Source organism: Psychrobacter immobilis, from assembly GCF_904846225.1.
Lineage (GTDB): Bacteria > Pseudomonadota > Gammaproteobacteria > Pseudomonadales > Moraxellaceae > Psychrobacter > Psychrobacter immobilis_F.
On record NZ_CAJGZJ010000010.1, the window covers coordinates 1 to 16,872 of the forward strand.

A 16,872-nucleotide genomic window follows, 5' to 3' on the forward strand; every position below is an offset into this window, starting at 1 on the left:
CGCAAATGAACGCAAATGAACGCAAATGAACGCAAATGAACGCAAATGAACGCAAATGAACGCAAATGAACGCAAATGAACGCAAATCCCGATATTCTTACTAGACAACGGACTATCTAATGACTGATGAAAATAAGCTATTAAACTATGACTTGATTGTTCCTAAAGGTGGAAAGATTGATGGTCTAATATTTGAGAATGAGCATGTTGACATTCCTACGACACTATTCTATAGCATCGAAGTTGAGCTAGAGGAGTTTGAAGTAGATGATGAAATTATAAATACTTCTTTTATTCTAGAATTCATTAATTTCAAGATTGATGATGTACATAAACTTGAGAATCAAACCTTCGATTTTCCAGTGTATCCTGATACAGGCTATATCGATTCTTCGGTTTATATACTATATACACATCATCCTGTATCTGTATCAAAGATAACTTTTGGAAAGATACAAAACGGTTATATAGCAGTGACCATTGATTATAATATTGAGTATTTACATTCGAATGTTCAAGACTTAGTTGTTAGAACATTGAGTACCACCCTTAAATTAGACAAACTATCCATTTACTCTGAAATACTAGATCCGACTCAAGATAATTTTGACAGTGCAGTAAAGCTAATGTCCAATTTCTATAATGTTGAAGGATTGGAGACACCAAGAATTAACTGTAACGAATTTGACGTTAAAAACATAGTATTCGATATCAAACAATAATCTTTTAAAAACTAAAAAAAGCAGCACCCCAAAAGGAGCGCTGCCATCATCCAAAAACCTAACTTCTAAACCAAAAACCTTAACCCCGCACATTCACCACATAACGACCCACAACTTTATTGGCAATGAAGCGCTCCAGATATTCTAGCGTTTGCTCTAAGGTGATTTCTTCACAGTATTGCTCAATATCAGGCAGCTTCATATCGGTCGCAACACGTGTCCAAATTTCCTGCTTTTCAGCCAATGGTATCGTCACCGAATCGATGCCCAATAAAGAGATGCCGCGAATGATAAACGGCAATACGGTCATCTCAAGCTCTGTTGATGAGGCTAAGCCGCAAGCAGATACTGCGCCGCCTGACTTGGTTTGTTTGAGTAAGTTTGCCAAGTAGTCGCCGCCCAAGGTATCAATGGCGTTTGCCCATAATTCGCGACCGACAGGTTTACTGCCCACTTCATTGATCGTATCGCGATGACGCACATCACTTGCACCCAAGTTTTTTAGATGCTCGCTTTGTTCTGGTTTGCCAGAGAAGGCAATGACCTCATAGCCCAACTGCTTCAAAATCGCGATGCTGATACTGCCCACGCCGCCAGTCGCGCCCGTGACAGCGACTGGGCCATCGCTTGGTTTTGCGCCTATTTTTTCTAGTTTTTGAATACACAACGCCGCCGTCAAACCACCGGTGCCGTAGCACATGGCTTCTTTTAAGGTAAGCGATGACGGGCAGGGGAGCGCCCAATTTGCTGGAATTGAAATCATTTGACCCAAACCGCCCGGCGTTTCCATACCCAAATCATAACCAAATACCAGTATTTCTTGCCCTACCGTAAAAGTCCCTGATTTGTCGCTAATCACGATACCAGCCGCATCAATTCCAGGAGTATGGGGATAGTTTTTGGTAATCATCTTATTACCAGCGGCTGACATCGCGTCTTTATAGTTGAGGGAGGAGTAATGCACCTCGATTAACAGCTCATTGTCAGGAAGATCATTTACGTGTCTTTTTTGAATACTTTTGCTAAAGGTGCCATTAGTATTTTCTTCAACCACGAGGGCATTAAACGTTGTGTTATTCGACATGATTATTTTCCTTGTTTGCTTTATTGTTGTGTGGGCAATAATGAGTGATTCTTATAATTATTTTTACTATAGTCAGTGCAAAGTAGTATTGATACCTTACGCACTGCTATTATCAATTTTTCTTGCTTGCTGTGCCTGCGCAGACAGAGGCGGCAAAAAATTGATAACAGCAGTACCGTCACATTTTTAAGGTGTTTTGGCTATATAAAAACATTGACTCTTGCGGCTAAACCAAAAAAAGCCCATGAAATCATGAGCTTCTTTTATGCAATATCGAAACACTAAAGATTGCTTAAAACGTTAAGGCTTAAGCAATACTTTGCCTTTTTTGGCTGACTGTACTTGTCCAGAGACCGCGGTGGTGATGTCATCCAAACTATAAATGGCTTCAATCGGTAGTTTTAAATCGCCGTTGGTCGCGCGTTCTAGCAATTCATCAATCAGACGCTGTTTGTTTTCAACATCCATTTCTTGGCTGGTTTTACTGCCCCAGAAACCTTTGACAACAGCTTGCTTAAAGATGAGGCTGCCCGCGTCCAATGACATGGGTTTGCCTGACATGATACCAAATGAGACCAGCGTGCCATTGCTACCCAGTAGCGATAGCAGCTCATTACTCGACTCACCACCGACCGAGTCAACGGCAGCTGTTATCTTGTCATCGCCGATGATAGCGCGGACTTGGTCTTTCCAATCGTCATCAGCGGTGACGACGTTGTTTTTGATGCCGAGCGCGGTCAGCTCTTCTACTGAGTCTTTGCTACGCACTAGGTTAATGGTTTTCACGCCGCGTGCCGATGCGAGCATGGCAAGCGTTTTACCCACTGCGCCGTTTGCCGCATTGTGAATGATCCATTGTCCACTATCCACTTCTAAGAATTCTAGCAGCATTAAGGCAGATAGCGGCATCGCAATCAGCTGCGCCGCCAGCTCATCTTCGATGGCATCAGGGATGACAAATACCATGCTGGCAGGGGCGACAAAATACTCTGCCCACGTTTCGTGTACACTGGCGCAAGCCACGCGCTGTCCGACACTCAGGTCTGTGACGTCATCGCCCACAGCATCGATAATGCCTAGCGCCTCACTACCACCGATGGCTGGCAACTCAGGCTTGTAGCCATATTGACCACTGATCGTCAATAAATCATGGTTGTGAATGGGGGAGAGAATGGTTTTGATACGCACTTCATTGGCAGCAGGCTGCGGCATAGGACTGTCGCCAATGCTCAATACATCAGCAGGTTTACCAAAGCTTTTATGAATAGCACTACGCATATGAATTTCCTTTATTTATTTTTTGATGGAATGATCGTACTTAACAGGTCGACTATTATTAATCAGTTATTATGAGTCGGTTATTATGAATAGATGTTTTGTATAAAAGCGCACAATCAGGTCACCACAGTAACAAGTCAGCCTCCCTATTATCAGTACTTATTTGGTTAAATAAGGTTAGCGGTTGCTTACAATCGTGAAGTATCACTCATCTGGTTTTAATTATTATTAATCTGTGCTTCACTTAGATTTGACGGATCAATCACTGCAAACGTCTCGTTAACGAGATTGGTCAAGAGCGGATCACCTTTATCATTGACACGGAATAAGCCGTATTGTGCATTTTCGAATGCCTCAGCATGACCTTCTTGAAAGAAAAAAGCATTGGTCGCAAGCTTGACCGAGCCGCTACGCACACGGTAATGAATAGCCATCTCATCAGCGGCTAAAGTGTCAGGCTGATAACGGTCAGCCAAGCGCACAAAACGCCCAACGTCATGCTTATCTAATGCAACGATCACATAGCCATCCGCTGCTTTATCAAAGTCGCTCGCTTTTTCAAGCGTGTATAAAATATCACGCTCTAACGCGTAACTGAGCGTCATATAATCCCCTTGCATAAAACCGCGCGGGTCGACAGGGGCAAGTTGCAATAACACGGGTTCACCACTGGCAAGATGCGTTTCGTATTTTGCGACATTGATGGTCATTATGGCGATGATTATTATCAAAGCCAATAGCGCAACGCTGATAGTGACCATCCGTTTTTGCCACCATGGTAGCGGTTTGGCTAAGGGTTTTTGCGCTAGCAGTGGGTCGTTTATATTACTCATGACAAGCGCTCCTTATCATTATCTACCAGTGCTTTTTCATTCCTTTTACTAATCCCAAAATAACGTTTAATCAGCATCCAGCGCATCAACAGCATGACGATACCGATGAGGAGCATCGAAGCGGACTTCAGTAGCAATGACGTATCAAGCTGATAATAATACCAAAAGATATAGCTCACTAAAGCGAATATACCGACGCCCAATAGGGTGCGCTGGCTATTAGACATGGCGATGATAATAATCAAACTGGTCACGAGTAATCCTGAGACATAAATCGACGTTATACCAAGAACGAGGGTGGCACAGACCATGATAGCGCCATACTTTGAGAGCAATTTAACATCGTAGCGCCTCAGAATCAGATAGAGCGCATATAGGCTCGCCAATATTAACAGCCCCTGCGCGACGATATAATTATAACGAAACGCCTCGTCGCTATTAAAAAAATCATGACCATATTCGCCCGCAACCACATAAACTGAGAAGACAAGCAGTATCAGAGCACTGGCATAGGAGAGCGCTTGGCTGATATCAAAAGCGCCTGCCCGCCATTTAACGTTGACGCGTTGCAATATCGAATAACGTTGCAAATTGGCCACAATGGTGATGAATGCCAGTAATCCCAAACTAATCTCGGACAGCTGATAATAACTGAGTAAATAAACCACACAGATCAGTGCTGTCATACTGCTTACTAGACGGTAGATAAAATTGGGCATGACGATCGTCATAAATAACTGTATCAGTAGCAAGATGATGATATTCACAGGCTGTTCAATCTCATCAGCCAATAAAGCAAAGGCAATATAACCTTGACCCGCAACAGTAATCGCAAAGGCTAAGCTGTTCCAAAATGGGCTATGACGTAGATGCGCGTTATAAAATAAATACCAGCCAATGACGCTCAATATGCCGCCAGTGATTAATAGTCCAGCGGCACTGTCAAAAATCTCAGTCTCAAATAATATTAACGTCAAAAACCCAATGAATAATAGACTGGCAAATATCCCGCTAAAACCAAAAAGTGCATTGATAAACCAAGGCGTATATTCTACAGATTCGGTCTCTTTTAACAGACCGCTGTTCACATATTGCTCGTCGATTAACCCGTGCTGTTGTAATAGCAAAAGACTATCATCTTGCTCATGATTGTTGGGGCTATTAAGGTTATGACTCATTATCGCTCCCCTTGACTATAGTATGGGGCACATTAGCATGGGGCACATTGTTCTCGTTTTTCATACGGGCGACTTTGCGTAGCCACACAACCGCCGCTGAACTCATGCCAATCACTATCAGCCCTAACAATAAGAAACCGCCAGCGTCAAAATTGCTCAGCAGTGATTTTCCTAAAATAAAGACAACAACCGCAATCACCGAGCCTGATAGGTAAGTCAACATCAGCAAATCAGTCGTACGCTTGCGAAAACGCCAATGCATAAACACACACCAACCTAGCCACAATAACGCGGCGACTAAGAACAGCAGCATGTTTTTATTATCAAAAAAAGTGCTGATCGTTAGATAAGTGACGGTATAGGTACTGAGGAGAGCGACAACGTAAGTACTCCAATGCAGACTGGATTTGGCGGCAGTGCTGGTGAGATTGAAGGTGTTGGATTGGCGATTGGTAGCAATATCAGCAGTGACGCTAGAAAGGCTTAAATCAGAGAGGGTTAAATTAGAGAATCTTAAATCAGAAAGCCCTGAATCACGTTTGTCTTCAAAGCAGAGCAGCCATAAGTAAAAAGCGACAAAATTAATGACAGTGATTGCCGTAAATTGCCAAAAGTCTTGATATCCAAAGTTCGAAAAACTTGAGGTATTGACATAAAACAAAGTTACCGTATTTAGTAGACCCAACCACAATAACCAAAGCGCAGGGAAGCGTGCGATGATGACCCAAGGTGTAATCAATAACGCCCATGCAAAAAACAGCTGCCACGTGTCCGCACCCGTCTGATAAATTTGCCCAAGTAAAGCCAGTAAACTGCCAGTAATCACACTAGCGATGAGCAATAATAACTGGCGAATGAGCTGAAACCGTCGTCTGAAAGACAATGCCACATAAAGCGCGATAGTAATGACCAGCGCCCCTTCTACCAACGCGAACTTACCCATTTTCCCCATGCTTTGCCAGTTATAGGCAATAAAAAACACCAGTGATAATACCAATGCGACCACGCCGATAATGAGCAGCGCTTTATCAAAAAAGCTCAGCCACGTACGTCTGCTAGGGTAAACTTCTAGATGAGTGGCTGCTGCACCGGCGCGGGTAATGGGGAGAATACCGCGTTTCAGCAAATGCTCAATAGTGCGTCTTGACTGGCTCATAGCACGCTCTCATTAAAAACAGTGTGAAGACTATCTTAGCTGTTTTCATGAGGCAGTGATATCTATTATCAATTACCTGTGAGCGCTTCATAAACTTAACGCACCGTCTTACAAAAATAAATCAGCTGAAAAATAAAATAATTGGAGCGCTGTAAGACAGCTAAAGTTTTTGATCGAGAGCAAAGTATTTACAACAATATTGCATCTCAAAATCGGCTTAAAACTGACACCAAATGATAAGTTGTCAACCACAGTTTTATAAGTGCAAGTTATGATTTTTTTAGACCGATTTTCTTGAAAGCCTTGAATTGACTTACTCGGCAATGATAACTAACAACTAAAAAGCAGCGATTAATAGTCAGCATACAGTTTTTTAATCAGCGGTATTATATTGCTGATGAAAGGCAATAAATAGGTATAAAAATTATAAAGTCATCAAGATTGTATTTGGTTTTTATCGGCCAAAATGGCTTTGTATGTTCCTTTCCCTCACCTGTTAGTAATAAAAAATTATTGACATTGGTATCAATTTTTATTACTAATGGTTGTCCAAAATGTTACTAATAGTTATGTAAAGCTATTGGAGCTAACACTACTGAATCTTGATTGTGAGTTTGCAACTCGATGGTTATAAGTCAATAATAGACTATTAACTATCAACGATATAAAAATTGAATTTCGATTTGCAATCAGAGTAAGCGACTTGAAGCGTATTCAAGAAAATAACTTCAGTAGTGCCTCGATGCCTTATCAACGATTTCCATGATGAGTAATCGGATAAGTAATCGATAGTGTCAATATACGGATATATTAAATCGAATCGCTAGCCATTAGTTGATCCGATCAGCCACTTACCAGTCAGGATAGATATTATATGATGCGCACTCCTAATCACCTTTTGACGTCTGTTTTTTTGCCCACCTCTCTAGTACTTGCTATGTTTATGACAGGCTGTAGTGATAAGTCTGCAACGGATAGCCCTACCAGCAAATCCTCTGATATTGATCCAACGGTATTGGCTGACAAACAAGAATTGGTTGTTAATAACGCTGCCGAGCCAGAATCGCTGGATCCGCACAAAGTATCAGGCGTGCCGGAAGCGGGTATCGACCGTCAGATGTTTGAGGGTTTGACCAATACTGATGCGGATGGCAAAACCATTCCGGGTATGGCGACCAGTTGGGAAAGTCCAGACAATAAAGTCTGGACGTTTAAACTGCGTGATGCCAAGTGGTCAAATGGCGATCCTGTGACAGCAGAAGATTTCGCTTATAGCCTCCGCCGTCTGGTCGATCCAGAGACCGCGTCCCCTTATTCGAGCTATCTAGTCGATGCCAAAATCGTAGGCGCTGAGCAAATCGTAGAAGGTAAAGCGGGTATCGACACCCTTGGCGTCAAAGCAATCGATGACAAGACGCTGCAAGTGACCTTATCAGAGCCGGTGCCTTATTTTCCAGACATGATGATTCATAACTCGGTCAAACCCGTCAATAAAAAGAACGTCGAAGAATTTGGTGACAAATGGACTGATCCTGCCAATATCGTGGTCAATGGCCCTTACAAAGTCAGCAAATGGCAAGTCAATGACCAAATCGTCTTGACCCGCAATCCTGAATACTATGATGATGCCAATACCAAAATCGATACCGTTACGATGCTCGCCATTCCTTCTAGCACCACGGATGTGGCACGCTATCAGGCAGGCGAGATTGACATGACCTACAATGAAATCCCGACTGAGCAATTTGCGTCTCTCAAAGAGCAGCTTGGTGATGAGCTAACCGTTTCTCCTTATCTGTGTACGTATTATTATGAGTTTAACAACGTCAAACCGCCATTTAATGATGTCAAAGTACGTCGTGCGCTCGCCTTGGCATTAGATCGTGACACTGTAGTAGATAAAGTCATCGGTCAAGGGCAAACCGCCGCTTATCAGCTGACGCCAGTCGCGACTAATGGCGGTGTCAAAAATACGCCAGAATGGTCAACGTGGGACAAAGAAAAACGTATCAAAGAAGCCAAAAAGCTGCTGAATGAAGCAGGCTATAACGAGCAAAATCCACTGACCTTTGAGCTGCTATACAACACCAATGACAGCCATAAGAAAACAGCACTCGCCGTTGCCTCGTTATGGAAACAAGCGCTTGGCTTCGTCGATGTCAGCTTGATCAATAAAGAATGGAAAACCTACCTCGATACTCGCCGTAATGGTAACTATCAAATCGCGCGCGCTGGCTGGTGTGGTGATTACAACGAAGCATCAACCTTCTTGAACATCTTAAAAACAGGCAATAGTAACAACCACGGCAAATACACCAATGCCAACTTTGACAGCCTAATGGCACAAACACTAAAAGCAGGTACGACGCCTGAGCAGCGTGTCGATTTATACAACAAAGCCGAGGCTCAGCTTGATCAAGACATGCCTTTGTTAAATGTATATCACTATGTTAGCCCTCGTTTAATCAAGCCTTATGTCATTGGCTTCCCAATGAAAGATGCCTTGAACAACTGGCAGGCAAAAGATTTGTCCATTGCCAAACACTGATAGATCAAGTTTTTGACAAGCGAGTGCGGTGCAGGAGGCTTCGGCTGATTCATCGCACTCGCTGCTATTGCGAGTAAGCTATTACTGCGTGTTACATCTGTTGTATCCTTCCCGCTTGAATCAAGCTTAGGAGGGGGCACTTCCATCAAGAGGTATTATGTTAAAACTGATTTTTCGGCGTATTTTAGAGGCCATCCCGACCTTATTTGTTTTGATAACTGTCTCCTTTTTTATGATGCGCTTAGCGCCCGGCAATCCTTTCTCCGGCGAGCGTACTTTATCACCAGCGGTATTGGCCAATATTGAAGCCAAGTACAATCTTAACGATCCATTGTGGTTACAGTATATCCATTATCTAGGGCAGCTTGCTGTCGGCGACCTTGGACCGTCCTTTAAATATAAAGACTACACGGTCAATGAATTATTGTCACAGTCGTTTCCAGTGTCCATGGAGCTTGGGGTTTATGCGTTTATCTTAGCATTGAGCTTGGGGCTGATTTTTGGAGTATTGGCGGCGCTTAAGCAAAACTCATGGTTGGATTATGTGCTGATGGCGTTTGCGATGACTGGGGTGGTAATTCCAAGCTTTGTCAAAGCACCGTTACTAGTACTCATCTTTGCGATTATTTTGCACTGGCTACCGGCCGGTGGTTGGAATGATGGCGCGTTACGAAATCTGGTGCTACCCGTCACGGCCTTAGCGTTGGCCTATACGGCCAGTATCGCGAGGATTATGCGTGGTTCGATGATTGAGGTGATGAATAGCCAATATATTCGAACGGCTAGAGCCAAAGGCTTGCCGATGCGCCAGATCGTCATGAAGCACGCGCTCAGACCGGCTTTGTTGCCCGTTATTTCCTATTTAGGCCCAGCCTTCGTCGGTATCATTACTGGCTCTATCGTGATTGAGACCATTTTTGGTTTGCCCGGTATCGGACAGTTATTTGTCAATGGTGCACTCAATCGTGATTATGGTGTGGTGCTGAGTTTGACCATTTTGGTGGGTGTACTGACTATCGCTTTTAATGCCATTGTCGATATTTTATACGCCATGATTGACCCAAAAATCCAGTACTAATTATTCAGTACTAATCATTCAGCATTAACTATTCAGTATTAAATAGAATGAATTATTTAAGTAGATCATTACAAGGACCACTATGAGCCTTATTGTAGACCAGCCGACCGACTTTATCGTGTCGCCCGCTAAAGAGATTAAAGGCCGAAGTCTTTGGCAAGATGCATGGCGACGTTTTTATCAAAACAAAGCGGCCGTTGCTAGCTTTTTTATCTTATTGCTCATTGGCGCTTTTGTCATATTTGTTCCTTTGTTTGCCCCTTTTGGTTATGCCGAAACTGACTGGAACTTTATGCAAGCGGCACCCTCCATCGAAAACAAGCATTACTTTGGTACCGATTCACTTGGCCGAGATTTATTGGTTCGCACCGCCGTTGGTGGCCGTATCTCCTTGATGGTTGGAATCGCTGGTGCAACGGTTGCCGTGCTTTTCGGTACGGTATACGGCGCGACGTCAGGTTATCTTGGCGGCAAAGTCGATATGATTATGATGCGTTTTTTAGAGATCTTGAGCGCCTTTCCGTTTATGTTTTTTGTGATTTTATTGGTCACGATATTTGGGCGCAACCTAATCTTAATCTTCGTCGCAATTGGACTGGTTTCTTGGTTGGATGTTGCTCGAATCGTCCGTGGTCAAACGCTCAGTCTTAAGAGCCGAGAGTTTATCGAAGCGGCACATGTGGGCGGCGTCTCAGGATTTAATATTATCCTGCGCCATATCGTCCCTAACGTGCTGGGCGTGGTCGTGATATATGCGTCGCTATTGGTGCCGACGATGATTTTGTTTGAGTCGTTTTTGAGCTTTTTGGGACTGGGTGTGCAAGAACCGATGACCAGCTGGGGTGCACTACTGCAAGAAGGCTCTCGTACCATGCAAGTAGCGCCTTGGCAGATTTTGATTCCGTCCGCCTTTTTGGTCATTACTTTATTTTGCTTTAACTTTATTGGCGATGGTCTACGTGATGCGTTTGACCCTAAAGACCGCTAGGAGAGTGACACCGTGGTAACTAAGAATTTCAGTAACAGTACGAATGACAGTCTCATTATGCCTCCGACCAGTTTGTTGGAAGTCAAAGATTTATCCGTTCAGTTCAAGACTGAGGATGGTCTGGTGACCGCAGTCAATGGCTTGAATTTTGATCTCCATGAAGGTGAGACATTAGGCATCGTTGGCGAATCAGGATCTGGCAAGTCGCAGACGGCTTTTGCCATTATGGGACTGCTGGCAAAAAACGGTCACACCAAAGGCTCGGTGCGCTTTCAAGGTAAGGAGCTATTAGGTTTATCGCAAAAGGCGCTGAATAAAATCCGCGCCGAAGAAGTGGCGATGATCTTCCAAGATCCCATGACCTCGCTCAATCCTTATATGAAGATAGGCGATCAGCTCGCCGAAGTATTGACCTTGCATAAAGGTATGGGTAAAAAAGAGGCGTGGGCAGAGTCGGTACGCATGCTAGATGCGGTCAAAATCCCAGAGGCCAAAAACCGTATTGGCATGTATCCCCATGAGTTCTCAGGCGGTATGCGTCAACGGGTTATGATTGCGATGGCATTACTGTGCCGACCTAAGCTGTTGATCGCTGATGAGCCTACCACGGCACTTGATGTGACGGTTCAGGCACAAATCATGGTGCTATTGAATGAGCTAAAGCGCGACTTCGGGACGACGATCATCATGATTACTCATGATCTAGGCGTGGTGGCAGGTATCTGTGATCGTGTCCTAGTGATGTATGCGGGTCGCACGATGGCATATGGAGAGACTGAAGAGATTTTTTATACCCCAAGTCATCCGTATACTATCGGACTATTAAAAGCCATTCCGCGTCTCGACAACGAGATGGGCAAGCTTGAGACGATTCCGGGCAGCCCACCAAATTTATTGGACTTGCCTGCGGGTTGTCCTTTTTATGAGCGCTGCTCTCATGCGATGGATATCTGCCGTGATACACCGCCGCCACTTGAGTTTTTGCCGCACAATCGTCAGCGCGCATGTCATTGGCACCCTGAAACAGACACTGATACCTCGGCAGATATCGATGCCAATAATCAATCAGGGATAGAAGGGTAAACTATGATGACACAGAATTCTTATAGCAGCGATAACGATAATAAAATACCGTTACTGAAAGTGCGTGACATTCACACCACTTTTAATATCAAACGAAAAGGCGGGTACTTTTGGCAAAAACCAGCCACTTTAAAGGCAGTCAATGGCGTCTCGTTTGAGATATTTGCTGGCGAGACTTTGGGTGTGGTGGGTGAGTCAGGCTGCGGTAAATCGACGTTAGCTCGTACTATCGTGGGCTTGATAGAAGCCAATTCTGGTAGCATCATGTTCAATGATGAAGAACTGGTGGGCGCGTCCAAAAAAACCATGAGAATGAAGCGCAAAGACATTCAAATGATTTTTCAAGACCCGCTAGCGTCCCTTAACCCACGTATGACAGTGGGAGATATTATTGCCGAACCGTTTCGTACTTACTATCCAAAAATGAAAAAGACTGAGGTGCAAACCGAGGTACGCGAGATCATGAAAAAGGTTGGGTTACTACCCAATCAGATTAATAGATATCCGCACGAATTTTCGGGCGGTCAGTGTCAGCGCATCGGTATTGCTCGAGCCTTGATTCTAAAACCTAAAATCATTATCTGTGATGAGCCAGTCTCTGCTCTTGATGTCTCCATTCAGGCGCAGGTCATTAACTTATTGCAAGATGTCCAAGAAGAGATGGGACTGGCGCTTATCTTCATCGCTCATGATCTGTCTGTGATTAAGCATATTGCCGATCGGGTACTGGTCATGTATTTGGGTAATGCCGCTGAGCTTGGGGTCAACAAAGCCGTATATGACAATCCAACTCATCCTTATACCCAAGCATTGATGTCTGCCGTGCCCATACCGGATCCGATTGCGGAGCGCAATAAAGTCATTCAGCTATTAGAAGGCGATTTGCCAAGCCCAATCAATCCGCCATCAGGTTGCGTGTTTCGAACCCGCTGTCCGCTAGCGGATGAGGAATGCGCACAGATTAAACCGGTGCTAGAAGGTAACGCCAATCATCAAGTGGCGTGTCTAAAAAACAAAGTAGCGTAGTAAGGCGGGCTTTGGGACAAGACGGTCATTCACCTATAAGCAGATGATTGTTTAAAAGTGGGTGGTTGTATTCAGCAATACCAAACTAAAAAATACCAAAGGTGATTAAAAATCGTCTTTGGTATTTTTATGGATAAGGGTATGTATTGTGATGATCGCTTTAATAAAACTCAATGCGACTCAGCACGTGCTCTTGGATTAAATAGGCACAGATATAAGCGCTTGGCCACGCAAACATAAATGCCAATCCCCACGACTGTAGCAAAGTCATCAAAAATCCATCATGGATGCCTGTTTTTACGGTGATCAATGCCGCTGAGATAATGAGTGACATCATCATTGCCATCAGACCCGTAAATATGAGTCGATAGTATTTGCGGCGTGTGCGAATTCTGAGCGTAGGGAGGGTTGCCATAATTTTCTACTTAGGTAGTCTTTTTAGATACAGAAATTGAGTGATGAAGAAGGAATAAGTATTAGTGTTGATTAGCGCTGGTTATCATATAGTGATCGAAAAGTTAAATTGATACATCAGATACTGCTGGTATAAAGCTTCCTCGCTTGCTGTGCCTAAGCAGACAGAGGCTTCAAAAAATTCATCCCAGCAGTACTGTAGCTAATCTATTGTTCTTTGACTATAGTTTAGCATCGCATTGGTAAATTGTTTATTATTAATTATCGGGGTTGTTATATAGTCGAAGCCAAATAATTTCGATACAAGGAAGCCATGCACAGATAGTACAAGTGGTACATCAAGCGTGGGTGACGATGTAGCGGATTTATAGGGATCTGATTATAGTTTAACGCGCTAAGATAAGTATATGCATACCTATAAAGATAACTATTAAAAAGGCAAAACGATGAGCATGGAAAAAGAAACACCATCACAATCTTCAGAGCAAAAAATCTCTAAGCAAAGAACCTTAGGTATCATCGGTGGCATGAGCTGGGAGAGTACCGAGAGCTATTATCGTCTGATCAACGAAGGTATAAAAGGTAAGCTTGGTGAGTTACATTCAGCAGATTTGCTGATTCATAGCGTAGAATTTGGTTTGATTAATGAATTACAAGAGAAAGGTGACTGGGAAGCGTTGGGTGTTCTCATGGCGAATAGTGCCAAACGTTTACAAGCCGCTGACGCACAAGGACTAATGATCGCCTCCAATACGATGCACAAGCTGTTTGATGCAGTAAAAGAGGTGACCGATTTACCTTTGATTCATATCGCTGATGCCACTATTGACGCTATCAAAAAACAAAATATATCTAAAATTGCTTTACTGGGCACTCAGTTTACGATGACGCAGGATTTTTATAAGCAGCGTCTTATGGATGCAGGTTTACAGGTAGTGATACCAGAAGAAGAGGCGCGTACAGAGGTGCATCGTATTATTAAAAAAGAGCTTTGTGTCGGTCAATTTAAAGACAGCTCACGGCATTATTATAGCCAAGTGATTAAAGATTTGGCCGATAAAGGGGCAGAAGGCGTGATATTAGGCTGTACCGAAATCGGATTATTGATAAGCCAAGCCGATAGTCCAATTCCAGTATTCGATACCACTGCTATTCATGCCGCGGCAGCGGTTGATTTTTTATTAGATAATGCATAGTTTGACTGTTTTGACAGTACACCCTTAGCTTAGTGAATGCTTCGATACACCAATCTTTCTGATATAGTCAATTTTAAATAAAATACGGTCAAATATTATCACGCGCTTTTCAGATATTTTGACTATATAGTCAGTTCGAAATAAAATCGATACGTTAATAGCTACGTACTACTGATATAGATTTTTCTAGCGTGCTGTTCGCAAGCGTGACAGAGGCTGCAAAAAATCTATACCAGCAGCACTGTACCGGATTTAAAGTGAATCGACTATATCATCGAATTTAGATATGCGGTAATAAGCAGGTCTTACGAACAGTTTACTTGCCATATCAATGAACAAAGCCGTCAAGCCAAGCGTGTATATATGAACCACGCGATTGTCATTTATTGGTCTTTATTAGACGGCGTCTATAAAGTCGTCTTTGAAGTCGTCGATGTAATATTGTGATACGGCGTAAAGGTAATAGTTTCCACACAGTCGTCGGTGCAATATCACGACACGATGCAGAGGTGCCGCCGTGCACGCGATAGCCCTCACTCCCTTGCGCAGCCTCTTCTGCGACCAATTTTTTACCCTTGCGCCATCCGCCATGCAGATACAATCCTGCTCCCATCAGCGCAGTGGCTACCATGCCTGCTGGAAATGACAACCAAAGCGCATCTTCTCCCAGCAATGGATAAAGCCCAAAAGCAAATCCAAGGCGCACTGGATACATCGAAATCACCATGACGATTAGCGGCCAAATCACATAGCCGTTTGCACGCATGGTGCCAAACAGCACTTGCGCGATCCCAAAAAAGACAAAGCCCCATGTCGCCATTGACTGAATATGTTGTCCGATTGGTACCGCTTTACTATCACTACCCAGAAAAAGGCTCAGAATGGTTCCATCAAAAATGGTTAGTATCGCGATAATAAACCCTGTCAGTATCACGTTAAAAATGAGTCCCCATCGTGTGATACCCGCGACCCTGCTCCATTGATCGGCACCGATATTTTGTGCGACCATCGCACTGGCTGCGGCACTTAGCGCCATTGCAGGCATCTGCACGTATGTCCAAAGCTGCTGAGTTGCGCTATAAGCGGCTGTCGTCTGTACACCCTCGCGGTTGATCAGTGACAGCATCGTCAACGCCGCCGAAGAGATGACGATCATCTGCAGGCCCATCGGCAAGCCTTTTGAGAACATCGACTTTAGGATTTCTCGATCTGCGCGTAAGAAGTGAAGCTCTGGCAACCTGAGTGTCAGCACCGAGCCACGCAGGTACATAGTGACGACCATGCCAATAAGCGCTAGCGTATTGGCAATGGCGGTTGCAAAGGCTGCACCAAATATACCCCATTCGGGAAAGGGTCCCAAACCCAAAATCAGCGTCGGTGTCAAAATCAGATCAAGAGCCACCGATATAATGATAAACCAAAGCGGCGTCGTAGAATCGCCCGTTCCGCGTAGTGCCATCATTATCAGCGTAAACGTCAGTGTGACAGGCATCGCAACAAAAATCATCCGCAGATAGGTCAGGGCAAGGTCTACTGCACTTGGCGGTGTGCCCAGCAGATCAAGTAGCATCGGACCACATATCCACCCAGCTGCCGACACCAGTATACTGATCGGAATAATGCTACCGAGCGCCGTTCCCATGGTTTTCTTAACCATGGCGTCGTCACGGCGGCCCATGGCCTGACCAATCAAAATAGTAGACGCCATACCGAAACCGAAAACGAAGGAGATCAGTATAAACATCAAGATGTTACCGTTCGCCGTCGCTGCCAGCGCTTCTTCACCCAAAAACCGGCCTACCCAAACGGCATTGATCGACCCGTTTAACGACTGTAGTGCCGATGATCCAAGTGTTGGCAATGCAAACAGCAGCATCGTTTTGGCAATCGACCCTTCGGTGAGGTCGCGCCGTTTATCAGTGGAAGTAGTGGTGTCGCTCAATGTCTTTCCTTCTACGCCATTCAAATGGGCTTCGGTTGATGGTAGAAATGCGTCCTACGAAAGAGGGTAGATAACTAACTTAGGATTAATGCAGTAATGTTTAATGAGATAAAAATACCTATTATAAATCAGAATGCTCGTGCCATCTTTATTAGAGTGGTAATCAAATAAAGTACCGACATAATCTGTTGTCGTTACTAAGTGCGCTGATCACTCACTTGCCTATCATGGCTTTACTCATGCAATATCTTGTTCCGCTCATGGTGATAGAGACGCCACAACGTCATTTTTTCCAGTATTTTTTCACATCGTGGCGGTCATGGTTTACGCTTGAAATGAGCGGGTA

The 16,872-nt window shown here is 44.1% G+C and carries 14 protein-coding genes; 7 read left to right on the top strand and 7 right to left on the bottom strand.

Annotation, left to right across the window (positions count from 1 at the left end; all coding sequences use genetic code 11):
- Positions 1 to 119 precede the first annotated feature (119 nt).
- Positions 120 to 722: a hypothetical protein gene (locus JMX48_RS08200; protein ID WP_201536512.1), complete on the top strand. Its 603-nt coding sequence runs from the start codon at positions 120 to 122 to the stop codon at positions 720 to 722.
- 79 nt (positions 723 to 801) lie between these two features.
- Here the strand turns inward: JMX48_RS08200 and JMX48_RS08205 are convergent, their stop codons facing one another.
- The 5 genes from JMX48_RS08205 to JMX48_RS08225 all read right to left on the bottom strand — a co-directional run bounded on the left by JMX48_RS08205 (position 802) and on the right by JMX48_RS08225 (position 6,251).
- Positions 802 to 1,806 carry a YhdH/YhfP family quinone oxidoreductase gene (locus JMX48_RS08205; protein ID WP_201536515.1) on the bottom strand — a complete coding sequence of 335 codons (1,005 nt, stop codon included), beginning with the start codon at positions 1,804 to 1,806 and terminating at the stop codon, positions 802 to 804.
- A 300-nt stretch (positions 1,807 to 2,106) separates the two neighbouring features.
- Positions 2,107 to 3,084: a zinc-binding dehydrogenase gene (locus JMX48_RS08210; RefSeq protein ID WP_201536518.1), complete on the bottom strand. Its 978-nt coding sequence runs from the start codon at positions 3,082 to 3,084 to the stop codon at positions 2,107 to 2,109.
- Between the two features lie 218 nt (positions 3,085 to 3,302).
- Positions 3,303 to 3,917, bottom strand: a complete 615-nt coding sequence (locus JMX48_RS08215; protein WP_201536521.1) for a GDYXXLXY domain-containing protein — start codon at positions 3,915 to 3,917, stop codon at positions 3,303 to 3,305.
- Positions 3,914 to 5,095, bottom strand: a complete 1,182-nt coding sequence (locus tag JMX48_RS08220) for a DUF4401 domain-containing protein (RefSeq protein WP_201536524.1) — start codon at positions 5,093 to 5,095, stop codon at positions 3,914 to 3,916. The genes JMX48_RS08215 and JMX48_RS08220 overlap by 4 nt, the downstream gene beginning before the upstream one ends.
- A complete protein-coding gene (locus JMX48_RS08225; RefSeq protein WP_201536526.1) occupies positions 5,085 to 6,251 on the bottom strand; it encodes a DUF2157 domain-containing protein in 1,167 nt (388 codons plus the stop codon). Before JMX48_RS08225 ends, JMX48_RS08220 begins: the two co-directional genes overlap by 11 nt.
- An 874-nt stretch (positions 6,252 to 7,125) precedes the next feature.
- Here JMX48_RS08225 and JMX48_RS08230 point away from each other — a divergent pair.
- The 5 genes from JMX48_RS08230 to oppF all read left to right on the top strand — a co-directional run bounded on the left by JMX48_RS08230 (position 7,126) and on the right by oppF (position 12,974).
- Entirely contained in the window at positions 7,126 to 8,799 is a 1,674-nt protein-coding gene (locus tag JMX48_RS08230; RefSeq protein WP_265088775.1) for an ABC transporter substrate-binding protein, read from the top strand.
- Positions 8,800 to 8,956: 157 nt separating this feature from the next.
- The gene (gene oppB / locus JMX48_RS08235) at positions 8,957 to 9,877 is read left to right on the top strand and encodes an oligopeptide ABC transporter permease OppB (protein WP_201536529.1); all 921 of its coding nucleotides are present in this window, start codon (positions 8,957 to 8,959) and stop codon (positions 9,875 to 9,877) included.
- A gap of 82 nt (positions 9,878 to 9,959) precedes the next feature.
- A complete protein-coding gene (oppC, locus tag JMX48_RS08240) occupies positions 9,960 to 10,865 on the top strand; it encodes an oligopeptide ABC transporter permease OppC (protein WP_201536532.1) in 906 nt (301 codons plus the stop codon).
- Positions 10,866 to 10,922: 57 nt separating this feature from the next.
- Positions 10,923 to 11,948, top strand: coding sequence for an oligopeptide ABC transporter ATP-binding protein OppD (gene oppD / locus JMX48_RS08245; protein ID WP_201536721.1), 1,026 nt, complete (start codon positions 10,923 to 10,925; stop codon positions 11,946 to 11,948).
- A 3-nt stretch (positions 11,949 to 11,951) separates the two neighbouring features.
- Positions 11,952 to 12,974 carry a murein tripeptide/oligopeptide ABC transporter ATP binding protein OppF gene (oppF, locus tag JMX48_RS08250; protein ID WP_201536535.1) on the top strand — a complete coding sequence of 341 codons (1,023 nt, stop codon included), beginning with the start codon at positions 11,952 to 11,954 and terminating at the stop codon, positions 12,972 to 12,974.
- 160 nt (positions 12,975 to 13,134) lie between these two features.
- Here the strand turns inward: oppF and JMX48_RS08255 are convergent, their stop codons facing one another.
- Positions 13,135 to 13,389 (bottom strand): DUF2798 domain-containing protein, encoded by a 255-nt coding sequence (locus JMX48_RS08255; RefSeq protein ID WP_201536538.1) that lies wholly within the window; start codon positions 13,387 to 13,389, stop codon positions 13,135 to 13,137.
- Between the two features lie 445 nt (positions 13,390 to 13,834).
- Between JMX48_RS08255 and JMX48_RS08260 the strand changes: the two genes are divergently transcribed.
- Entirely contained in the window at positions 13,835 to 14,584 is a 750-nt protein-coding gene (locus JMX48_RS08260; protein WP_320158145.1) for an aspartate/glutamate racemase family protein, read from the top strand.
- Positions 14,585 to 14,963: 379 nt separating this feature from the next.
- Here the strand turns inward: JMX48_RS08260 and JMX48_RS08265 are convergent, their stop codons facing one another.
- The gene (locus JMX48_RS08265; protein WP_201536541.1) at positions 14,964 to 16,526 is read right to left on the bottom strand and encodes an MATE family efflux transporter; all 1,563 of its coding nucleotides are present in this window, start codon (positions 16,524 to 16,526) and stop codon (positions 14,964 to 14,966) included.
- Positions 16,527 to 16,872 lie beyond the last annotated feature (346 nt).

Coding starts and splice junctions, on each gene's coding strand:
- JMX48_RS08200 (WP_201536512.1), top strand. CDS start 120: ATGACTGATGAAAATAAGCTATTAAACTATGACTTGATTGTTCCTAAA.
- JMX48_RS08205 (WP_201536515.1), bottom strand. CDS start 1,806: ATGTCGAATAACACAACGTTTAATGCCCTCGTGGTTGAAGAAAATACT.
- JMX48_RS08210 (WP_201536518.1), bottom strand. CDS start 3,084: ATGCGTAGTGCTATTCATAAAAGCTTTGGTAAACCTGCTGATGTATTG.
- JMX48_RS08215 (WP_201536521.1), bottom strand. CDS start 3,917: ATGAGTAATATAAACGACCCACTGCTAGCGCAAAAACCCTTAGCCAAA.
- JMX48_RS08220 (WP_201536524.1), bottom strand. CDS start 5,095: ATGAGTCATAACCTTAATAGCCCCAACAATCATGAGCAAGATGATAGT.
- JMX48_RS08225 (WP_201536526.1), bottom strand. CDS start 6,251: ATGAGCCAGTCAAGACGCACTATTGAGCATTTGCTGAAACGCGGTATT.
- JMX48_RS08230 (WP_265088775.1), top strand. CDS start 7,126: ATGATGCGCACTCCTAATCACCTTTTGACGTCTGTTTTTTTGCCCACC.
- oppB (WP_201536529.1), top strand. CDS start 8,957: ATGTTAAAACTGATTTTTCGGCGTATTTTAGAGGCCATCCCGACCTTA.
- oppC (WP_201536532.1), top strand. CDS start 9,960: ATGAGCCTTATTGTAGACCAGCCGACCGACTTTATCGTGTCGCCCGCT.
- oppD (WP_201536721.1), top strand. CDS start 10,923: ATGCCTCCGACCAGTTTGTTGGAAGTCAAAGATTTATCCGTTCAGTTC.
- oppF (WP_201536535.1), top strand. CDS start 11,952: ATGATGACACAGAATTCTTATAGCAGCGATAACGATAATAAAATACCG.
- JMX48_RS08255 (WP_201536538.1), bottom strand. CDS start 13,389: ATGGCAACCCTCCCTACGCTCAGAATTCGCACACGCCGCAAATACTAT.
- JMX48_RS08260 (WP_320158145.1), top strand. CDS start 13,835: ATGAGCATGGAAAAAGAAACACCATCACAATCTTCAGAGCAAAAAATC.